The sequence below is a fragment of the Flavobacterium sp. genome (genome assembly GCF_013822155.1).
Classification (GTDB): Bacteria; Bacteroidota; Bacteroidia; order Flavobacteriales; family Flavobacteriaceae; genus Flavobacterium.
Genome location: NZ_PNJW01000053.1, coordinates 1 through 21846, shown reverse-complemented (window position 1 = coordinate 21846; position 21846 = coordinate 1). Strand labels below are relative to the sequence as shown.

The 21846-nt window shown below is 34.0% G+C and carries 16 protein-coding genes and 1 tRNA gene; 9 read left to right on the top strand and 8 right to left on the bottom strand.

Features of this window, described 5'->3' with window-relative positions; all coding sequences use genetic code 11:
- The 3 genes from C0512_RS11915 to rplM all read right to left on the bottom strand — a co-directional run.
- Positions 1-169, bottom strand: a 169-nt coding sequence (locus tag C0512_RS11915; protein ID WP_290861863.1) for a 30S ribosomal protein S2, incomplete at its 3' end; no start/stop codon positions are given.
- Between the two features lie 144 nt (positions 170-313).
- Positions 314-700 carry a 30S ribosomal protein S9 gene (gene rpsI / locus C0512_RS11910; protein ID WP_290861861.1) on the bottom strand — a complete coding sequence of 129 codons (387 nt, stop codon included), beginning with the start codon at positions 698-700 and terminating at the stop codon, positions 314-316.
- Positions 700-1155, bottom strand: a complete 456-nt coding sequence (gene rplM / locus C0512_RS11905; protein ID WP_290861859.1) for a 50S ribosomal protein L13 — start codon at positions 1153-1155, stop codon at positions 700-702. The genes rpsI and rplM overlap by 1 nt, the downstream gene beginning before the upstream one ends.
- A gap of 302 nt (positions 1156-1457) precedes the next feature.
- On the opposite strand from rplM, the gene C0512_RS11900 reads away from it, so the two are divergent.
- Complete coding sequence (locus C0512_RS11900; protein ID WP_290861857.1) at positions 1458-2480, top strand: LacI family DNA-binding transcriptional regulator; 1023 nt, start codon at positions 1458-1460, stop codon at positions 2478-2480.
- A gap of 104 nt (positions 2481-2584) precedes the next feature.
- On the opposite strand, the gene polA is transcribed toward C0512_RS11900, so the two are convergent.
- Complete coding sequence (gene polA / locus C0512_RS11895; protein ID WP_290861855.1) at positions 2585-5461, bottom strand: DNA polymerase I; 2877 nt, start codon at positions 5459-5461, stop codon at positions 2585-2587.
- Positions 5462-5592: 131 nt separating this feature from the next.
- On the opposite strand from polA, the gene C0512_RS11890 reads away from it, so the two are divergent.
- Complete coding sequence (locus C0512_RS11890; protein WP_290861853.1) at positions 5593-6828, top strand: metallophosphoesterase; 1236 nt, start codon at positions 5593-5595, stop codon at positions 6826-6828.
- A 73-nt stretch (positions 6829-6901) separates the two neighbouring features.
- A complete protein-coding gene (locus tag C0512_RS11885) occupies positions 6902-7198 on the top strand; it encodes a co-chaperone YbbN (protein WP_248435864.1) in 297 nt (98 codons plus the stop codon).
- Here C0512_RS11885 and C0512_RS11880 read toward each other — a convergent pair.
- Together C0512_RS11880 and C0512_RS11875 are read right to left on the bottom strand one after the other, a co-directional pair.
- Positions 7195-7833, bottom strand: coding sequence for a polysaccharide deacetylase family protein (locus C0512_RS11880; protein WP_290861848.1), 639 nt, complete (start codon positions 7831-7833; stop codon positions 7195-7197). The genes C0512_RS11885 and C0512_RS11880 overlap by 4 nt on opposite strands.
- Positions 7834-7873: 40 nt before the next feature.
- On the bottom strand, positions 7874-11074 hold the full coding sequence (locus C0512_RS11875) for a DUF2723 domain-containing protein (protein ID WP_290861845.1): 3201 nt from the start codon (positions 11072-11074) through the stop codon (positions 7874-7876).
- Between the two features lie 238 nt (positions 11075-11312).
- On the opposite strand from C0512_RS11875, the gene C0512_RS11870 reads away from it, so the two are divergent.
- Positions 11313-11383 (top strand) — tRNA-Gln (locus C0512_RS11870).
- A gap of 98 nt (positions 11384-11481) precedes the next feature.
- Here C0512_RS11870 and C0512_RS11865 read toward each other — a convergent pair.
- On the bottom strand, positions 11482-12306 hold the full coding sequence (locus C0512_RS11865) for a universal stress protein (RefSeq protein WP_290861843.1): 825 nt from the start codon (positions 12304-12306) through the stop codon (positions 11482-11484).
- A gap of 178 nt (positions 12307-12484) precedes the next feature.
- On the opposite strand from C0512_RS11865, the gene rimP reads away from it, so the two are divergent.
- The 3 genes from rimP to infB are packed head-to-tail and all read left to right on the top strand — an operon-like array spanning position 12485 to position 17047.
- A complete protein-coding gene (rimP, locus tag C0512_RS11860) occupies positions 12485-12949 on the top strand; it encodes a ribosome assembly cofactor RimP (protein WP_290861842.1) in 465 nt (154 codons plus the stop codon).
- 16 nt (positions 12950-12965) lie between these two features.
- Positions 12966-14210, top strand: a complete 1245-nt coding sequence (nusA, locus tag C0512_RS11855; protein WP_290861840.1) for a transcription termination factor NusA — start codon at positions 12966-12968, stop codon at positions 14208-14210.
- Positions 14211-14245: 35 nt separating this feature from the next.
- A complete protein-coding gene (gene infB / locus C0512_RS11850; protein WP_290861838.1) occupies positions 14246-17047 on the top strand; it encodes a translation initiation factor IF-2 in 2802 nt (933 codons plus the stop codon).
- A 54-nt stretch (positions 17048-17101) separates the two neighbouring features.
- Here the strand turns inward: infB and C0512_RS11845 are convergent, their stop codons facing one another.
- The gene (locus tag C0512_RS11845; RefSeq protein ID WP_290861836.1) at positions 17102-17491 is read right to left on the bottom strand and encodes an SPOR domain-containing protein; all 390 of its coding nucleotides are present in this window, start codon (positions 17489-17491) and stop codon (positions 17102-17104) included.
- 219 nt (positions 17492-17710) lie between these two features.
- Here C0512_RS11845 and C0512_RS11840 point away from each other — a divergent pair, with 219 nt between their 5' ends.
- Together C0512_RS11840 and C0512_RS11835 are read left to right on the top strand one after the other, a co-directional pair.
- Entirely contained in the window at positions 17711-19045 is a 1335-nt protein-coding gene (locus tag C0512_RS11840; RefSeq protein ID WP_290861834.1) for a c-type cytochrome, read from the top strand.
- A 32-nt stretch (positions 19046-19077) separates the two neighbouring features.
- Positions 19078-21846, top strand: a 2769-nt coding sequence (locus C0512_RS11835; RefSeq protein ID WP_290861833.1) for a TAT-variant-translocated molybdopterin oxidoreductase, incomplete at its 3' end; no start/stop codon positions are given.

The window sequence follows — 21846 nt, the reverse complement described above, 5'->3', positions numbered from 1 at the left end:
CTTCGTTAGCCTCTTCAATTTTAGCAGCAGTTTTATATAGGTTAATGATATGAATACCATTACGTTCCATATAAATGTAAGGAGCCATGTTAGGATCCCATTTACGAGTCATGTGTCCAAAATGAACACCAGCCTCTAGTAAGTCTTTAACTTCAACTTTGTTTGCCATTTTTGTACTAGTTTACGTTCTGTTGATTAGCAATAATGTAGTAGCGATTACTCTGGTCTTCATTATTTAGATGCTAAACTAATTTTCCGATCGCATCGGAATAATAACAACAATAACTTTTTTAATAATAATTTTGTAAATCGATTAACGTTTAGAGAATTGGAATCTCTTACGAGCTTTTTTCTGTCCAAATTTCTTACGTTCTACCATTCTTGGATCTCTTGTTAGCAATCCTTCTGGTTTTAAGATAGCTCTGTTTTCAGCTTGCACTTCACACATTGCTCTTGCAATAGCCATTCTCACAGCTTCTGCTTGTCCTGTTGAACCACCACCTTGTACATTTACTTTTACGTCAAAGTTAGTTGCATTTTCTGTCATAGACATCGGTTGCATTACTTTGTACTGTAAAGTAGCAGTAGGGAAGTAGTTTTCAAATTCTCTTTTGTTTACGGTGATTTTTCCTGTTCCTTCTGAAACATAAACACGTGCCACAGCACATTTTCTTCTACCGATTTTGTGAATAACTCCCATTACTTTAGATCGTTTAAGTTAACGGTTTTTGGTTGTTGAGCTCCATGTTTGTGCTCAATACCAACATTTACATTTAAATTTCGGAATAATTCTGCACCTAATTTGTTTTTAGGTAACATTCCTTTTACAGCTTTCTCTACTAATAATGCAGGATTTTTTTGTTGCATTACTTTAGCGGTCAAGCTTCTTTGTCCACCTGGGTAACCTGTGTGACGGATGTACGTTTTGTCATCCAACTTGTTACCAGTCAGGTTGATTTTTTCTGCGTTGATAACAATTACGTTATCACCACAATCAACGTGCGGGGTATAATTAGGCTTGTATTTACCTCTCAATAGCATGGCTACTTTTGAAGCGAAACGTCCTAAGTTATGACCCTCAGCATCTACAACAATCCACTGCTTATCCGCGGTAGCTTTGTTGGCTGAAACTGTCTTGTAGCTTAATGTGTTCACAATAATTTATTTTAATTAAACATTCCATCCCCAATAAAGGGGTTGCAAAAGTACAATTATTTATTATAAAAGCAAATAGCTATTTGAGAATATTTTTTTTATCACTTTTTTGAGCCTATTTTTTTCTTAAATCTATTTATTATAGACTCTTAACAGCCTATTTAAAGTTCTTAATTGGCAGTTGATAAACACTTTTTTTTAGTCGATAATCTAAAAAAAATGAATAATAAGCTTCAGATATAGTTAAAACCCTTCCTTTTCTATTCATTATTTTACTATTTTTACGTCTAAATTCGAAAGGTATGAAGCCAAAAGCCACATTAAAGCAAATTTCAAAAGATTTAGGAATTTCTGTTTCCACCGTCTCTAAAGCGTTGAGCGATAGTCATGAAATTAGTGAACCAACTAAAATTAGAGTTCAAGAATATGCTAAGTTGCAAAATTATAAGCCAAACACTATGGCTAAGAATTTGAAAAATCAACGTACTAATACGATTGGCGTAATCATTCCAAATATTTTGAATCCTTTTTTTGCAAAAGTATTTAGTGGTATTGAAAAGGCGGCTAATGCAAAAGGATACAATGTGATTACTTATATTTCTAATGAATCACATGCCAAAGAAAAACAAGCAATGGATTTGTTAAGCAATGGAACTGTTGATGGTTTTATACTTTCTGTGGCTCAGGAAACCCAATCGTTACATGAAACGCAACATTTTAAAGATATTTTACGGGAAGGAATGCCCATCGTTATGTTTGACCGAACAATGGAAGATGTTTCTTGTGATAAAGTTATCGTAGATGATTTTGAATCTTCTGTTGAAGCAGTCAATCATTTAATGAAATTAGGATGTAATAAAATTGCTTTACTTTCCTGTATTGATAATTTAAGCGTTGGAAAACACCGTGCTTTGGGATATGAACGAGCATTACAGGACCATAAAAGAAGTGTTGAAGATTACTTGGTAATTAAAACGGATAGTGAGGAAGATTTTGATGCACGGTTGAAAAAATTATTGTCGAGCGGTGAAGTTGATGGTATTTTAGCTGTCGACGAACATGCCTCTACTATGGCAATGAAAGTAGCTATTCAAAAAGGAATAAAAATTCCGGAAGAGCTTTGTATTATTGGTTTTGCGGATGGTGTTTGGTCACGAAGATTGACACCAAGTTTGTCAACAATTAGCCAACATGGTCCTGAAATTGGCGAAGAAGCCGCGAAATTATTAATTGAAAAATTAGAACGCAAACAAGAAATACCAACGTTTAAAACTACGGTTGTTAAAACGGAATTGAGACAACGGGATTCTACAAGGAGGGTTTAAGTTTTTATTTACTTGGAATTCAGAAAACATGTTTAATGCCATTCTCAAACGCTATCAAAGTTCAACTTTTGACAGCGTTTTTTTATAGTTTACTGAGAATTGTCTTAATGTGCCTCTAGCCAATTTCTTCCCATTCCCAATTCCACATCCAACGGAACAGCTAATTTAAACGCATTCTCCATTTCGTATTTAATCATCGGTTGAATTTTTTCTAGTTCCGAATTGTGAACATCAAATACCAACTCATCGTGCACTTGTAATAACATTTTGGATTGCCAATTTTCACTCGTAAGTTTTTTATAAATATTTATCATCGCAATTTTAATAATATCGGCCGCCGAACCTTGAATGGGAGCGTTCACCGCATTTCGCTCAGCACCGCTTCGTACCATTGCATTCGCGGAATTGATATCTTTTAAATAGCGTCTTCTTCCTAAAACCGTTTGTACATAACCATGTTCTCTGGCAAAATCAACTTGGTTCGCCATATAGGCTTTCAATTTTGGATAAGTGGCATAATAGGCATCAATTAACTCGGCACTTTCTTTTCTGGATAATGAAGTTTGATTGCTCAATCCAAATGCCGAAACACCATAAATAATTCCGAAGTTCACCGTTTTAGCATTGCTTCGTTGTGCTGCGGTGACTTCTTCCAGCGGAACATTGAACACTTTTGCAGCGGTACTTTTGTGAATATCTTCGTCGTTTTGAAAGGCTTTAATCATATTTTCTTCACCTGATAAAGCGGCTATAATGCGAAGTTCTATTTGTGAATAATCGGCAGAAACTAAGGTGTAATTTTCATCTCTGGCAACAAATGCTTTTCGGATTAAACGACCTCTTTCGGTACGAATCGGAATATTCTGCAAATTCGGATTGTTGGAACTCAATCGACCTGTTGCGGCAACCGTTTGCATATAATCGGTGTGAACACGTTGTGTTTTTGGATCAACTTGGTTAGGCAAAGCATCGATATAGGTGCTTTGTAATTTCACCATTTGTCGCCATTCCAAAATGTCTTTTACGATTTGGTGTTCATTCACTAAATAACTCAAAACCTCTTCGCCGGTGGCATATTGACCGGTTTTGGTTTTCTTTTGTTTGGCTCCACCGATTTTTAATTTGTCAAATAAAATGTCGCCTAATTGTTTGGGAGAAGCCAAATTGAATTTTTCACCGGCTGTTTCATAGATTTTTTGTTCAAAATCAGTGATTTCTTTTTGCATTTCCACCGACATTTTTTTCAGAAAGTCTACATCCAATCGAATACCCTCTGATTCCATGGCGGCTAAAACCGGAACCAATGGAATTTCGATTTCCTCAAACAATTTCTTGGTTTCGGCTTTGTCTAAAATCGGACTGAAAATTTCTTTCAGCTGAAATGTGATATCGGCATCTTCGGCAGCATATTCTTTGATGTTTTCCAAAGGAACATCCCGCATGGAAAGTTGGTTTTTCCCTTTTTTTCCAATTAACGTTTCGATGGATTTTGGCGAATATTTTAAATAGGTTTCTGATAAAATATCCATATTGTGACGCATATCCGGATTGATCAAATAATGAGCAATCATCGTGTCGAATAATTTTCCTTTGACAGCAATGCCATAATTCGCTAAGATTTTCAAATCATATTTTAGGTTCTGACCAATTTTTTCAATGGTTTCACTTTCAAAAAATGGTCGGAATTTTTCAATTAATTGTTGAGCATCGTTTTGATTTTCCGGAAACGGAATGTAGAACGCTTTTCCTTTTTCCCACGAAAATGATAAACCAACTAATTCGGCATTCAACGCATCAATTCCGGTTGTTTCGGTGTCAAAACAAACCGAAGTTTGGTTCATCAAATTCTGTAAAAGCAATTTTAAAGGCAAATCTCCTTGAATACTTTGATAAAAATGTTCGGTAGTTTCTAAAGTAGCATAATATGAATTAGGTTTCGCTTCATTGGAATCGTCGTCACTAAATCCAAATAAATCAAATTGATCTTCGTTGGATTTTTTGGTTGCAGCTATTTTGACTACTTTTTCGGTGCCATTTCCAATTTCATTGCTGTTGCTGTCACCATTTCCATTTGTATTGATTTCATCATATTCTTTTCCTGTTCCAAACCATTTATCAAATTGGGCTTTCATTTGTCGGAATTCCAACTCCTGAAAAATAGCATCCGTTTTTTCTACATCGGGTTTAGATAATTCAAAATCGGTAGCATCAAACGTTACCGGACAATCCAGCAGAATTCGGGCCAGTTTTTTAGATAAAATCCCTAGTTCTTTATTGTTTTCGATTTTATCTTTTAAGGCACCTTTTAGTTTGCTAGTGTTTTCTAAAAGATTTTCCATCGAACCGAATTCTTTCAATAATTTCTTAGCTGTCACTTCTCCAACACCAGGAAAACCGGGAATATTATCGGCAGAATCCCCCATCATTCCTAAGTAATCAATGACTTGTTCGGGACGTTCAATTTCAAATTTGGCCAACACTTCCGGAATTCCCCAAATTTCAATATCGTTACCCATTCGAGCGGGTTTGTACATAAAAATATTTTCGGAAACCAACTGAGCAAAATCTTTATCAGGCGTAACCATGAAAACTTGAAAACCTTCTTTTTCAGCTTGTTTTGCCAAAGTTCCAATTAAATCATCGGCTTCAAAACCCGCTTTTTCCATAATCGGAATTTGCATGGCTTTTAGTATTTCTTGAATATATGGTACGGCAATCTTAATGGCTTCAGGCGTTTCGTCACGATGAGCTTTGTATTCTTTATACATTTCATAGCGATAATCGCTTCCGCCTTTATCAAAAGCAACTGCCAAATGATCCGGTTTTTCCCTTTTGATAACCTCCATTAAAGCGTTCATAAAACCCATTATTGCAGAAGTGTCCATTCCTTTGGAATTGATACGTGGGTTTTTGATAAAAGCATAATAACCACGAAAAATCAGGGCATAAGCATCAAGAAGAAAAAGGCGTTTTTGTGACATAAAACAAAAATTTAAAAACGTAAAAATAAGCAATCTTAGCGGAATCTTAGGATGTAATTAAGGATATAAATTTTAATTAATTATTAACTATTAAGCCATTGATTCTTTGTTACTTTGCTCAAAAATATACTGTGTTATTTAGATTACTCTTTTTTGTTCTGTTTGTTGGAATTGTTGAAGTCTATGCTTTTCAGGCATTTAAGACGATTTCGCGTATCAAATGGGTTCAATATACTTATATTCTGTTAAGTGTAGTGATTTTGATTTATATCATTTATTCTTTCACGCAGTTTGATAGAAGAGTCGGACAAACGCAACAAACTCTTTTTACACTGGGATTGCTTTTAATAACAGTAATTCCTAAAATTATTTTAACCTTATTCATGTTTGGGGAAGATTTTTTTCGCGTGATTTCAGGGTTGATTTCACATTTCTTTGTAAGTGGAGAGAATAGTTCGTTTCTTCCACAAAGAAGAAAATTCGTCAGTCAAGTTGCCTTAGGAATTGCAGCAGTTCCATTTTTATCGCTTTTATATGGAGTAACAAAAGGGAAGTATAATTTTAAAGTTATCAAACAAATTCTATTCTTTCCTGATTTACCGGAAAGTTTTGATGGAACAACCATTACGCATATTTCCGATATTCATTCCGGAAGTTTTGATGATGCAGAAAAGATTCAATATGCTGTCGATTTAATTAACCAACAAAAATCAGATGTGATTTTATTTACCGGAGATATTGTCAACACGCATGCTACAGAAATGCACCAGTGGATTGAAATGTTTAAAGGAATTCATAATCCAAAATTCGGAAAATTTTCTGTATTAGGAAATCACGATTATGGTGAATACATCGATTGGCCAACTCAAAAAGCTAAAGATGAAAATTTTGAAGCTATAAAAGATTTACATCAACAAATTGATTTTAAGTTATTATTGAATGAACATGTAAAGCTTAAAAACGGTTCAGATGAAATTGCAATTGTAGGAGTGGAAAACTGGGGACATAATTTCAAAAAAGTCGGTGATTTAAACAAAGCTTCGGATGGATTGTCAGTGAATGATTTCAAAATTTTAATGAGCCACGATCCAAGCCATTGGGAATATGAAGTGAAAAATAACCAAAAGTATTTTCATTTAACCTTATCGGGACACACCCATGGAATGCAATTTGGAATTGAAATACCGGGAATTATTAAATGGAGTCCTGTTCAATATGTTTACAAACAATGGGCTGGTTTATATGAAAATTTAGGACGATATATCTATGTAAATCGTGGGTTTGGATTTCATGCTTATCCCGGAAGAGTAGGAATTTGGCCTGAAATTACGGTTATTGAACTAAAAAAAGGAGAAAAAGTAGTGTAATTCGTTAAAAATGCTACATTTGTATATTCCTTATTAAAGAATAGATTTAAATTTTATTTAAAATTTGTCAAATATGTCAAAGTTTGGTGAACTTATTAACGCTCAAGTTCCGGTGCTAATTGATTTTTACACCGAGTGGAACGAATCTTCAGTTGCAATGCATCCAGTTATTAGAGATGTAGCGGCAGCATTGGGTGATAAAGCAAAAGTGATTAAAATAGACGTGGATAAAAATCAGGAATTGGCTGATGCTTTGCGAATCAAAGGGCTTCCTACCTTAATGATTTATAAGGAAGGTCAGATGGTTTGGAGACAATCCGGCGAATTAGATGCCAACACTATAATTGGTTTGGTTCAAGAACAAGTCTAATTAATTCTATCGCAGACATATCCATTTTTGGATAAAAATTCCAACGTTTTGGGTAAAGTATATTCCAAATTCGGAAATGCTTTTATACTGTCGTGAAAAACGATTATACTTCCTGATTCTACATTTTTAAGTACATTTTCTAAACATTTTTCTTTAGAGATTGTGGTGTCAAAATCAGCACTTAATACATCCCACATGATTATTTTATAGCCTATTTTTCGTAAATAGATTGATTGTGAGGGTTTTATTTTTCCATAGGGTGGTCGAAAAAGTTTTGAATCTATATTAGTATGTTTGCTAATTACTTCATCACATTTTTCTACTTCTTCAAAATAGGTGTTGTTTTCTGTTTTCCAACCCTTTACATGATTTTGGGTGTGATTTCCAATGGTATGTCCTTCATTTAATAACCTTTTGAAAATTTCCGGATGTTTCGCCATATTATTTCCAATGCAAAAAAAAGTAGCTTTAGCGTTGTAGGTTTTGAGTTGTTCTAGCACCCATTCGGTGATTTCCGGTGTTGGACCATCATCAAAAGTCAGGTAAACTTTCTTTTCACCGTTCGAAATATTCCAAACATAGTTTGAAAAAATAAATTTAATAAGACGATTCGTTTTTATCCAAAGAAAATTCATAGTTGTTTATAAAAAAGAGCCACTTTCATGGCTCTCGGGTTTATTCATCTTTTCTGTTAAAACGCTCAAAACGTTTATTATATCCGTTGAATATTTTTTTGTTTTTCTCATAGAATTCAATATCTTCTTTTTCTTTCATAACATATAAAAGCGATCGGTATCGTTCTAAATTTGTGACAATATCGACGATTCTGTCATTTTGCTCAGAAGGGGCAATTCCACTGTAATAATTGAGATTATCTTGGTATTTTGAAGCAAGTTTTTGCAATAATGCTCTGGCCTTTTCTACTTCACCAATATCATAATATCCTCCTGTAAAAGGTTCAACCATGGTATAATAACCATATAAATCAATTGGCATTTTATTGATGGCAAGATCAATTACCTTTTTAGCTTTATCTGTTTTGCCTTCAACAATGAGCTGTTGCATTAATCGAGATAAATTTGTTCTGTAAGTGATACTGTTTCTTCGCGTTTCTGTGTCATGATAGATGTCTGTTCGTTCACCATTACCCCAATCCCATTTCATTACAATCTCATACATTTTATCTGAATCAATTTGACCCATATCAAAAGGACTGTTTTCTTCATCTACAGGAGTTTTAATAGGAACTAATTTGTACACTAATCCATCTAATTGAAGATAGTCTTTCATCCATAAATAATCTTCCTCTGTAAAACTACCTCCTGTAAAATAGATTGGTCTTTTCCAATTGTTGTTTGCAATAACATCAAACATCATTATACGAGCTTTATAGATCGCACGATCTTTTATATCAACATCAATATAAGGAACTATGGAATCATAGTATTTTTCAGCGACAACTTTATTCTTTATAATGACATTTTTGTCAATTGGAATTCTAATTTTATTAGTTGGAAAAAAGTGAACGCTTTGGCCACTTTGCATTTCTAACATTGTATTTGGGTCATCACTTTTTATAAAGTCTAAAAAGTTTTTCAATTCCCAACGGTTTTGAGTGATTTCATTATACACACAATAATCTAATTTATCACCTACATAATGGCTTCTGTCAAAAGAAATAGGTAAGGGTTCAGAATCATATGCTTTTGCTTTCATTTGGTCAATATGCCAATCGGTCATAAATAACTGTGTGTTCACTACCCGCACATCTCGCCGGATTCCTTCAATCTCTTGGGCATACCACAATGGAAAAGTGTCGTTATCACCAATAGTGAATAATATGGCATTTGGTTCACAAGATTCTAAGTAACCTTTTGCATTAGCTAAAGCAGTATATTTATTAGAACGGTCATGGTCATCCCAATTTTGAGAAGCCAATAAAACGGGTGCTGCAAATAAGGTAGATACAAAAACTAATGGCAAAGCAAATTTTGGTTGTAACCATTTTTTTATGAAATCAAAAATTGCATAAACGCCTAATCCTATCCATATAGCAAAAACATAAAAAGACCCTACTAAAGCATAATCTCTTTCCCGTGGTTCAAAAGGTCTTTCATTCAAGTATATTTTTAATGCAATTCCAGTAAATAAGAACAAAGCTAAAAGAACATAAAAGCTTTTAATATCTCTTTTTGCATGAAAAAGAATGCCAATAATGCCTAGAATAAAAGGCAAAAAGAAATAGACATTTCGGCCTTTATTATTTAAAACATCTTGAGGCAGATTTTTTTGAGAACCCAAAAATATTTCATCAATAAAATCAATACCGCTTAGCCAATTTCCTTCATTATCGTATTTTCCTTGAACGTCACTTTGACGGCCTACAAAGTTCCACAAGAGGTAACGAACATACATGTAGCCAAATTGAAATTGTGTCATGAACTTGATGTTGTCTGAGGTAGTTGGTTTTTCAACAATCAAATAATTTCCGTAAGATTTCAAAAACGAAACATAATCTTCAGTATCTAATCTGCCTGAACTATAAGCTTTTCTGAATTGTGAAACAATATCCACTAATTCTTGTTCATGAGCATATTCCGGATTTATTTTGAATTCTAATACATTGGTAAAATCCATATAATTTTGAGCGTGGTCTCCACTCCACATTCTTGGCAAAATAGCTTTGTGTGCATTATGACTGTTTTGAGTTGCATTTTCATAATTATTTGTAATGACATATTTGCCTAATTTATAATCACGTTCATAGTTTGGAGCTTTGTCTAAATAAGGCTCATCCGGATCTAATCCGGCAAACATATCTGAAAACTGAGGTCCATAAAACAAAGGATTTTGCGGGTATTGTTCTCTATTATAATAGGCTAAAACTTCTCGGGCATCTGAAGGTCTATTTTCGTTGATAACAACATTGGCATTAGCACGAATTGGCAACATCATCCAGGTTGAAAATCCTATTAATACAAAAAGAATACATAATAAGATTGTGTTAAATTGCGGAAGGTTTTTACTTCGGGTATATTTTAAACCAAAATAGAAAAAAGCAATGAGAGCTAAAGTGGTAATAATTGTCCCTGAATCAAAAGGTAAACCAAAGGTGTTGACCATAAAGACTTCGGTTTTACCAAATAGAGCCATGGTTAACGGAAGTAATAATTTGAAAATAAACAAAAGGATTGCTACAACTACTAAATTAGCAATAATAAAACTTTTGAATGTTATTGTTTTGTAGTTTTTGAAAAAGTAAAGTAAACCAATAGAAGGAATAGTCAACAAAGCCATAAAGTGAATACCAAAGGACAGTCCAATGACTAAACAGATTAACAACAACCATTTGTTGCCTCTGGGAGTGTGCATTTCTTGTTCCCATCGTAAACCCAACCAAAATAATAATGCAATTAATAAGGTGGCCATAGCATAAACTTCTGCTTCAACGGCATTGTACCAAAAACTATCGGTAAATGTAAAAGACAAAGCTCCTACAAAAGAGGCAATTAAAATTGCAATTTCTTCAATAGAAGTAATTTCCTTAAACTGTGCTATTATTTTTTTAAGCAAAATGGAGGATGACCAAAATAGGAACAAAATTGTAAACGCACTCGAAAAAACAGACATCATGTTCACCATTAAAGCTACTTTTGAGGCATCTGGAGCAAATAAAGCAAAAAAGGCACCCATCATCTGAAATAAAGGAGCTCCCGGAGGATGGCCAACTTGAAGTTTTGCAGAAGTAGCGATGTATTCACCACAATCCCAAAAACTAAGAGTTGGTTCAACGGTTAAAGTATAAGTTATTAAAGCAATGGTAAAGGTTAACCATCCTATTATGGTATTCCATTTTTTGAAATCAAATGTCATCATTTGTCTATCTTTGTTTGAAAGAAATAATAGCTACAAAGAAACTATTTTTTTACGTAAACAACGTTGGCTTAACAAAATTTTCTCACTACGATTTATAATGAAAACAAAATAAATCAAAAATGAACTTATTGATGTTGAGGAAGTATTATAAATAGTGTAAATATTTTTCATAAAAAGGCATGAAATATTTGCTTTAAATAAAAAATAGTATAAATTTGCACCCGCATTCAAGCGATTTTGGTCCATGGTGTAATGGTAACACAACTGTTTTTGGTGCAGTCTTTCAAGGTTCGAGTCCTTGTGGACCAACAGAAAAAACCACTCTTTATGAGTGGTTTTTTTGTTTTTTAAACATAAAAAAATCCCGATTAATTAACGAATCGAGATTTTATGAGATATAATTTAAATTATATTTTAAATGTTAAAACGGGTTTAACAGCATGATTTACCAAATCTTCACTGATGCTGCCGTTAAAAAAGTGAGACAATCCTTTTCTTCCATGTGTGCACATTCCAATTAAATCTGCATTGATATAGTTAGAAAAGTTTAAAATTCCTTTTTCTACATTAGCATCGTTAAAAATGTGCGTTGAGAATTTTTTGATGCTAAATTGAGCAACAAACTTATCCATGATTTCTTGAGCTACTAAAGTAGATTTGAAACTATTTGGCGTATTAATCATAACTAAATTTAATTCAGCTTCAAATTTATTAGCAACTTCAACAACTTTGGCAAAAGGTGCTTTCACTTCATCTGAAAAATCAGAAGCAAAAACAAATTTGTTAATAGTGAAATCAGGAATTTCTTTTTTGATAATTAAGACAGGTACTTCTGAATGGCGAACAACTTTCTCTGCATTAGAGCCGATAAACATGTCTTTAAATCCACTGGCACCATGAGAACCCATTACGATTAAATCAATATCATTTTTTTTGATTAATTTAAGGATGCCATCAAAAGCTAATTCAAATTGAACAATTTCGGATACTTTTAAACCTTCAAGGAAATCAGAATCCATTAAACTTTCTAATTTAGCTAAGGCGGCATTTTTAAAAAACATGATTTCAGGCAACGCGTGTCCGCTAGAAACAGCATCGCCGGTTTGATTAGGTAACTCTAGCATGTGTAGCAAAATAATTTCACCATTATGTTTTTTGGCAATTTGAGCAGCTACTTTTAAAGCATATTCCGCGTGTTCAGAAAAATCGGTTGGAATTAAAATTTTTTTCATAAAAAAAGTCGTGTAAAATAGTTTTAATTTTCGTTGGTTTTTTAAAATATAAAGGTACAAATATTTTTATCATTTTTCAATGTATTTTCAAATATAAAAAAAATCACTATATTTGCACCGTTATTTGATTAAAATGTGAATAATGAGGGGAGCAGAGCTCCCCTCTTTTTATAAAAATATGACATTTAAAGAAAAAGTAGTTGCTTTATTGAATGATGGACTTGCAGAAAAACCTGCTGTCTTTTTAATTGATTTGACCATTACAGATAGTCAAAAAATAATAGTAACGTTAGACGGTGATGAAGGAGTGACGCTTCAGGATTGTATAGACATCAGTAGAGCAATTGAAAATAATCTTGACAGAGAAGAGCACGATTTTTCATTAGAAGTTGCCTCTGCAGGTGTGTCAACTCCCTTGAAGATGGTAAGACAATATAAAAAAAATATTGGAAGAGTTTTAAAAATTAAAACGGCAACTGATACTATCGAAGCAAAATTAGTGGCTGTTAATGATGATTTTATCACCTTGACATGGTCAGCAAGAGAGCCTAAAAAAATTGGTAAAGGGAAAGAAACGGTTGAAAAAAACTTAGAATTACCCTACAAAGAAATTAAAGAAGCAATAGTGACAATAACATTTTAAATTACAATAGATTAGCATGGAAAATATAGCATTAATTGAATCATTTTCAGAGTTTAAAGACGACAAATTAATTGATCGTGTGACGCTTATGGCCATTTTGGAAGATGTGTTTAGAAATGCCTTGAAAAAGAAATATGGTTCAGATGATAATTTTGACATCATTATTAATCCTGATAAAGGAGATATGGAGATATGGAGAAATCGTATCGTAGTTGCTGATGGAGAAGTAGAAGACGAAAACTCTGAAATTTCATTATCAGAAGCTAGAAAAATTGAACCTGATTTTGAAGTTGGTGAAGATGTTTCGGAAGAAGTAAAATTAATTGATTTAGGAAGAAGAGCCATTTTAGCTCTTCGTCAAAATTTGATTTCTAAAATACATGAACACGACAGCACTAATCTTTATAAACAATTTAAAGATTTAATAGGTGAAATTTATACTGCAGAAGTACATCATGTTCGTCCAAGAGTTGTAATTTTGGTAGATGATGATGGAAATGAAATTGTATTGCCAAAAGAAAATCAAATACCTTCCGATTTTTTCCGAAAAGGAGATAATGTACGAGGAATTATTGAAAATGTTGAATTGAAGGGAAATAAACCTCAAATTATTATGTCCAGAACTTCTGAAAAGTTTTTGGAAAAATTATTTGAACAAGAAATCCCTGAAATTTTTGATGGGTTAATCATGATTAAAAAAGTGGTTCGTATTCCGGGAGAAAAAGCGAAAGTAGCCGTTGATTCTTATGATGATAGAATTGATCCTGTTGGAGCTTGTGTCGGAATGAAAGGTTCTCGTATTCACGGAATTGTTCGTGAATTAGGTAATGAAAATATTGATGTTATTAATTATACCAGTAACATTCAATTATTTATTACACGTGCTTTAAGCCCTGCAAAAGTATCTTCTATTAAAATTGATGAAGAGAAAAAAAGAGCGGAAGTTTACTTGAAATTAGAAGAAGTTTCAAAAGCTATCGGACGTGGCGGCCATAACATCAAATTAGCGGGACTATTAACCGGTTATGAATTAGATGTTATCAGAGAAGGAAGCGTTGCGGAAGAAGAAGACGATGTCGAATTAACAGAGTTCTCGGATGAAATTGACGGATGGGTAATAGATGAATTTGCAAAAATCGGATTAGATACAGCTAGAAGTATTTTAAAACATAGCGTTGAAGATTTGGTTAGAAGAACTGATTTAGAAGAGGAAACCGTTCAAGACGTTATGAGAATATTGAAATCAGAGTTTGAAGGCTAAATTACAAACGAAAAAGAACACACTAAAAAAGTTATATGTCTGAAGAAAAGAATATAAGAATTAATAAAGTTTTAAGGGAGTTGAATATTTCTTTGGAGAGAGCTGTCGATTATTTAAAAGACAAAGGAATTGCTATTGAAGCAAGTCCAAATACAAAAATCTCAGAAGATGTATATGCAACTCTTTGCAATCAATTTGCAGGCGATAAGGGAAATAAAGAAGCATCTAAAGAAGTAAGTGAGGAAAAACGTAAAGAAAAAGAAGCTTTGCGTATTGAAAGAGAAAAAGAACTAGAATTGCTCAAAAAACAAGAAGAAGATCTTCATAGACAACAAGATGTAATTAAAGCGAAAGCTGTTGTTACCGGACCTGTGCAAGTAGGTAAAATTGACTTAGAGCCTAAAAAAGTTGTTGTTCCTCAACCTGAAAAGATAGTTGAAGTTAAACCAGCCCCAGTTGCTGAGGTTGTAAAACCTGAACCTATTCAACCTAAACCAATTGTACAAGAAGAAAAAGTAAAAATTGAGCCTAAGAAAATTGAGCCCAAAGCAATTGTTCCAAAAGTTGAAGAGCCTAAGAAAGCTGAACCAAAGGTTGCGACAGATATTCCTGTAGTTGACGAAAAATTTGAAACGCAATATCAAAAATTATCTGGAACAACTACCACTGGACAAAAAATTGATTTATCGCAGTTTGATAAGCCTAAAAAGAAAAAAGAAGAGCCTAAAATTCAACCCAGATCTGCAACACAAGGTGCCGCATCTGATGCAAATAAAAATAAACGCAAAAGAATTCCGCCAAAACCGGGGACTCCTGGTGGAGGACAAAATCAAGGAAATCAACAAGGCGGTGGTGCAATTAGACCAAATCAGCCAATTCGACCTGGTTTCAATAAAGGGGTTCGTCCGGCTATTGTGGCTAAAGTTGAGCCAACCGAAGAAGAAGTACAAAAACAAATCCGTGAAACTCTTGAAAAACTTCAGGGTAAAGGAAATAAAAGCAAAGCAGCAAAATACCGTAGAGATAAGAGAGATACACACCGTCAACGTTCTGACGATGAGTTAAAAGCAATCGAAGAAGGAAGCAAAACCATTAAAGTAACTGAATTTGTTACTGTTGGAGAAATCGCTACGATGATGGATGTGCCAATTACCAAAGTAATCGGAACTTGTATGTCTTTGGGAATTATGGTTACGATGAACCAACGTTTAGATGCAGAAACATTGTCAATTGTTGCCGATGAGTTTGGTTATGAAGTAGAGTTTATTACTACTGATATTGAAGATGCAATACAAGTTATTGATGATAAAGAAGAAGATTTAGTACATAGAGCTCCTATCGTTACTGTAATGGGACACGTCGATCACGGTAAAACGTCATTATTAGATTACATTCGTAAAACAAATGTAATAGCTGGCGAGTCGGGAGGAATTACACAACACATTGGTGCTTACAGTGTAACACTTGAAAATGGACAAAAAATCACATTTTTAGATACACCTGGTCACGAAGCGTTTACAGCAATGCGTGCTCGTGGTGCTCAATTAACGGATATTGCAATTATTGTTGTAGCTGCGGATGATGACATCATGCCACAAACGAAAGAAGCAATCAGTCATGCTCAAGCGGCTGGTGTACCAATGATTTTTGCGATTAACAAAGTAGATAAACCAAACTCTAATCCGGAAAAAATTAAAGAAAGATTAGCAGGTATGAATTTACTGGTTGAAGATTGGGGTGGTAAAATCCAATCACACGATATCTCTGCAAAGGTTGGAACCGGTGTTAAAGAATTATTGGAGAAAGTATTATTAGAAGCTGAGTTGCTAGATTTGAAAGCAAATCCTAATAAACCAGCTGTTGGTACTGTAGTGGAAGCTTTCCTTGATAAAGGAAAAGGTTATATCTCTACCGTTTTGGTACAAGCAGGAACGGTTAAAATTGGAGATTATGTTTTAGCCGGAAAAAATCATGGTAAAGTAAAAGCTATGCATGATGAACGTGGAAACAGTTTAAAAGAAGCCGGTCCTTCTACACCAATTTCAATTTTAGGTTTAGATGGTGCTCCAACAGCAGGAGATAAGTTTAATGTATTTGAAGACGAAAGAGAAGCTAAACAAATTGCTGCAAAACGTTCTCAATTGATGCGTGAACAATCGGTTAGAACACAAAAACATATTACACTTGCTGAAATTGGTAGACGTATTGCTTTAGGACAATTTAAAGAGTTAAATATCATTTTAAAAGGTGACGTGGATGGATCTGTTGAAGCACTTTCAGATTCCTTCTCTAAATTATCTACTGAAGAAATTCAAATTAAAATTATTCATAAAGGGGTTGGAGCGATTACAGAATCGGATGTTTTGTTAGCTTCTGCATCAGATGCGATTATTATCGGATTTAATGTTCGTCCTGCCGGAAATGCAAAACAATTAGCAGATAAAGAAGAAATTGACATCAAAACATATTCTATTATTTATGATGCAATTGATGATTTGAAAGATGCTATGGAAGGAATGTTATCTCCGGAAATGAAAGAAGAAATTTCAGGAACAGCGGAAATACGCGAAACCTTTAAAATTTCTAAAATTGGTACAATTGCCGGATGTATGGTTTTAGATGGTAAAATTATTAGAAGTTCTAAAATCAGATTGATTAGAGAGGGAGTTGTTATTTACACCGGAGATTTAGTTGCCTTAAAACGATTTAAAGATGATGTAAAAGAAGTTTCTAAAGGCTACGATTGTGGTATTCAAATTAAAGGATACAACGACATTGAAATTAATGATTTAATCGAATGCTTCAGCCAAGTCGAAGTGAAGAAAAAATTAAAATAAATTAAATAAAAAATCCCGAGCAATTGGGATTTTTTATTTTTATAAGATGCAATTCTATTTGTTAGGTTTGATTAAAAAAGCATTAGGGTATTTTAATTTTATGTCTTTTAAATTTCTTTCAGCTTCTATTCTTGTTTTAAAATTTCCAACCCAAACTTTATAAACCGGGGTATGAAAAAAGATAGAACAATCTATGTTTTTGTTTTCTTTTTTAAAAGCTAATAATGTTTTTTTTGAATTTTCATTATCCCCCGTGAAAATTTGAATTTTCCATCTATCATTCATTGCAATAGAGGCATTAACTTTTCTTTTTTCATTTAACAGTTGTTCAAATTTAGCATCTTGTTCCACTGTAATGTTTTGTGCACTCAGTGTGAAATTTGAAACAAATAAAGTTAATAGAATCAACGTGTAAAGGTGTTTTTTTCTTTCTTGAAATAGCATAATGAATTGATTTTAATACAAATGTACGCGTTATGAAATAAAACAAAAACAAAAAAATTATTTAGAATAAATATAAATTACGATTTAAGAGTATTTTAAGGTTTTGAGAATAGCTCATAAATCGTATTTTTGTCCGAGTTTAAAATAAATACAGTTGTTTTTATTAAGAACTATAGAAAAAATCATACCAAAATTTGTCGACAAATTATATTCTATTATATGAAAAAGGTGGGTAACCCTAATTCGATTTCAAGAATTCTACAATTCAGTTTAGCATTAATGCTAACCTTTACATTTCAACTTTTTGCTCAAGACGCTGCTCCAGCTGTTGCTCCGGCTACTGCCGATGCCGCTCCTGCTGCAGTTGTTTCTGGTGATCCTACTGCAGGTAAGGCATTGTTTAATGCCCAATGTGCTGCATGTCACAAATTAGATGCAAAAATGACAGGTCCTGCCTTAAGAGGTGTTGGTGCCAAGTATGAAAAGGAGTGGTTGTACAAATGGATTCGCAACAGTGCTGAGTTCATTAAATCTGGAGACGAAAGAGCAAATAAAATTTACAATGAGTTTAACAAGTCTCCAATGACTGCGTTTCCTCAATTGTCAGATGCAGACATTGACAATATCATTGCCTACACAATACAGCCGAAAGAAGAGCCGAAAGTAGATGTTGCTGCTCAAGGTGCTACCGCTAATAATGGTGCTGCGGATGGGATTTCCAATGAAGTGATTCTAGGTGCTCTTGCATTGGTATTAGGAATGTTAGTGGTAATGCTTTTCTTAGTGAAAAATGTATTGTTGAGAATAGCTCAGGCAAATGGTATTGAAACGACTAAAAAAGAACCAACATTACCAATTTGGAAAGCGTTTGCAAAAAACCAATTTTTAGTTTTGGTAACAGCTATATTTTTACTTTTATCTAGTGCTTACTTTGTATATGGTTGGATGATGCAAATTGGTGTTGATCAAAATTATGAGCCAATTCAACCTATTCACTATTCACATAGAATTCATGCCGGTGATAATGGAATAGATTGTAAATATTGTCACTCTTCTGCAAGAGAAAGCAAGCATGCAGGTATACCTTCATTAAATGTTTGTATGAATTGTCACAAAAATATTGCTGAAGTAGCTGAAACTACTGCAACACCGGAATACAGCAAAGCTTTTTATGATGAACAAATTCAAAAATTATATGATGCTGTAGGTTGGGATAAAGCCAATCAAAAATATACCGGAAAAACGCAGCCGGTGAAATGGGTTCGTATTCATAATCTACCTGACTTAGTTTATTTCAATCACTCGCAACACGTTTCTGTAGCAGGAATTGTATGCCAAACGTGTCACGGTCCTGTACAAGAGTATGAATTACAAAAACAATTTGCTCCTTTAACTATGGGCTGGTGTATCAATTGTCACAGACAAACGGAAGTGAATATGAAAGACAATGACTATTACAAAAAAATTCACGAAGAACTTTCTAAAAAATACGGCAAAGATAAATTGACTGCTGCCGATATGGGAGGTTTAGAATGTGGAAAATGTCACTATTAATTAATTTATTAAGAAGCTAATATATATACAGTATGTCATCAAACAAAAAATACTGGAAAAGTGTTGAAGAGCTAAACGAAAACAGCTCTATTGTTGAGACGTTAAGAAATAACGAATTCATTGAGCCTATCCCTACGGATGAGTTCTTAGGAGATAAAGACAGTTTGTCAAATTCTTCTACTTCTAGACGTGATTTCTTAAAGTACGTTGGTTTTAGCACTGCCGCCGCTTCATTGGCTGCATGTGAAGGACCGGTAATCAAATCTATTCCTTATGTTGTGCAACCGGAGCAAATTATTCCCGGTGTTGCTGATTATTATGCCACTTCCATGTTCGACGGTTTCGATTTTGCTAATCTTTTAGTAAAAACGCGTGAAGGTCGTCCAATCAAAATAGAAAATAACACAATTGAAGGTGCTAAATTTACTGCAAATGCTCGTGTTCATGCATCGGTTTTGTCGATGTATGATAACATGCGTTTGAAACAACCTAAAGTGAATCAAAAAGACGCTACTTGGTCAGAAGTTGATGCAAAAGTAAAAGCTAGTTTAGCTGATGCAAAAGCAACAGGAGCTCAGGTAGTCCTTTTAACAGGTACTTTGGCGAGCCCTTCTACAGATAAATTAGTAAGTGAGTTTTTGGTTAATAATCCAACTACAAAACATATTATTTATGATTCAGTTTCTTCTTCAGAAGCGTTAGATGCTTTTCAAGCAGTTTATGGAGAAAGAGCTTTAGCTGAATATGAATTTGAAAAAGCATCAACGATAGTTTCTGTTGGAGCAGATTTCTTAGGAGATTGGCAAGGTGGCGGATACGACAAAGGATATGCACAAGGAAGAGTTCCTAAACAAGGAAAAATGTCTAAGCATATTCAATTAGAAGCGAATATGACATTGTCAGGTGCAGCTGCCGACAAAAGAATTCCAATGTCTGTTGCCGAACAAAAACAAGCTTTAGTTAAAATTTTCAGTATCGTCACTGGAACGCCTGTTTCTGTTGGTAAATTAGCAAATGAAGCTGAAATTGTAAAAATTGCAGAACAATTAAATCAATCAGGAACTAAAGGAGTTTTAGTTTCCGGTATTGATGATAAAAATGCTCAACTATTGGTTTTAGCAATTAATGCTAAATTAAACAGTGACGCATTCAATCCAAATCAAACCCGTCAAATCAGAAAAGGTTCTAATCAAGCAGTTGCTCAGTTAGTGGCGGATTTAAATGGTGGAAAAGTGCACACGCTTATTATGAGTGGAGTGAATCCGGTATATTCTTTAGCAGACGGTAAAGCATTCGCTGACGGATTGAAAAAAGCAAAACTTTCTGTGGCTATTTCTTTAAAAGAAGACGAAACAGCTTCTTTAACAAATATAGCAGCTCCTGCTCCTCATTATTTAGAAAGTTGGGGTGATGTTCAAATTATCAAAGGTACTTACGGTTTAACACAGCCAACTATTCGTCCGTTATTTAATACACGTCAGTTACAAGACAATCTATTAGTTTGGAACGGAAGTGGTAAAACCTATTATGATTTCTTAAAAGAATCATGGACAGGAGTTTTAGTTGGAAAAACTTGGAATCAAGCAGTTCATGACGGAATTTTTGTTTCGGCAACTGTTTCCTCAAATGTGGCTACATTAGCTGATTTTTCAACAGCAGCAGCTACATTAGCTCAAGCAAAACCAAGTAGTGGTTTAGAATTAAATTTATATACCAAAACCGGTATGGGTGATGGCCAACAAGCTAATAACCCTTGGTTACAGGAATTCCCGGATCCAATTACTAGAGCTTCATGGGATAATTACTTAACCATTTCAAAAGCAGATGCTGAGAAATATGGTGTAAAAAATCATAATGTTGCCAATGGCGGATTGAACGGAAGTTATGTTACAGTAACAGTAGGTGGTACAAAACTTGAAAAAGTACCTGTAATTATCCAACCGGGTCAAGCTAAAGGAACCGTAGGTTTAGCACTTGGCTATGGTAAAAAAGCAGCTCTAAAAGAAGCAATGCAAGTAGGTGTGAACGCTTACACATTATATAAAGGATTCAACGCAACTCAATCGGCAACAATTGCTTTGGAAAGTGGTGAACACGAATTTGCTTGTGTTCAGTTGCAAAAAACATTAATGGGTCGTGGTGACATTATTAAAGAAACCACTTTAACCGTATTTAATGCAGAAAAAGATGCGAAAGTATGGAATCCACCACCAATGGTTTCTATGGATCACAAGCCAATAGAAGCTACAAAAGTTGATTTATGGGATAGTTTTGACAGAAGTGTTGGACACCATTTCAATTTATCAATTGATTTAAATTCTTGTACCGGTTGTGGAGCATGTGTTATTGCTTGTCATGCGGAAAATAATGTACCTGTAGTTGGTAAAACTGAAGTAAGAAGAAGTAGAGATATGCATTGGTTACGTATTGACAGATATTATTCTTCTGAAGATACTTTTGCTGGTGATAATAAGAAAAAAGAAGAATTTGACGGTTTAACCGGAGAGAAAGGTTCTTTAAGTGGATTTGGAGAGTTAGAACATCCAGCAGATAACCCTCAAGTTGCTTTCCAACCAGTAATGTGTCAACATTGTAATCACGCACCGTGTGAAACAGTTTGTCCGGTTGCTGCCACTTCTCACAGTCGTCAAGGTCAAAACCATATGGCTTATAACAGATGTGTCGGTACTCGTTATTGTGCCAACAACTGTCCGTATAAAGTACGTCGTTTCAACTGGTTCTTATACAACAAAAACAATGAGTTTGATTTCCATATGAATGATGATTTAGGTCGTATGGTA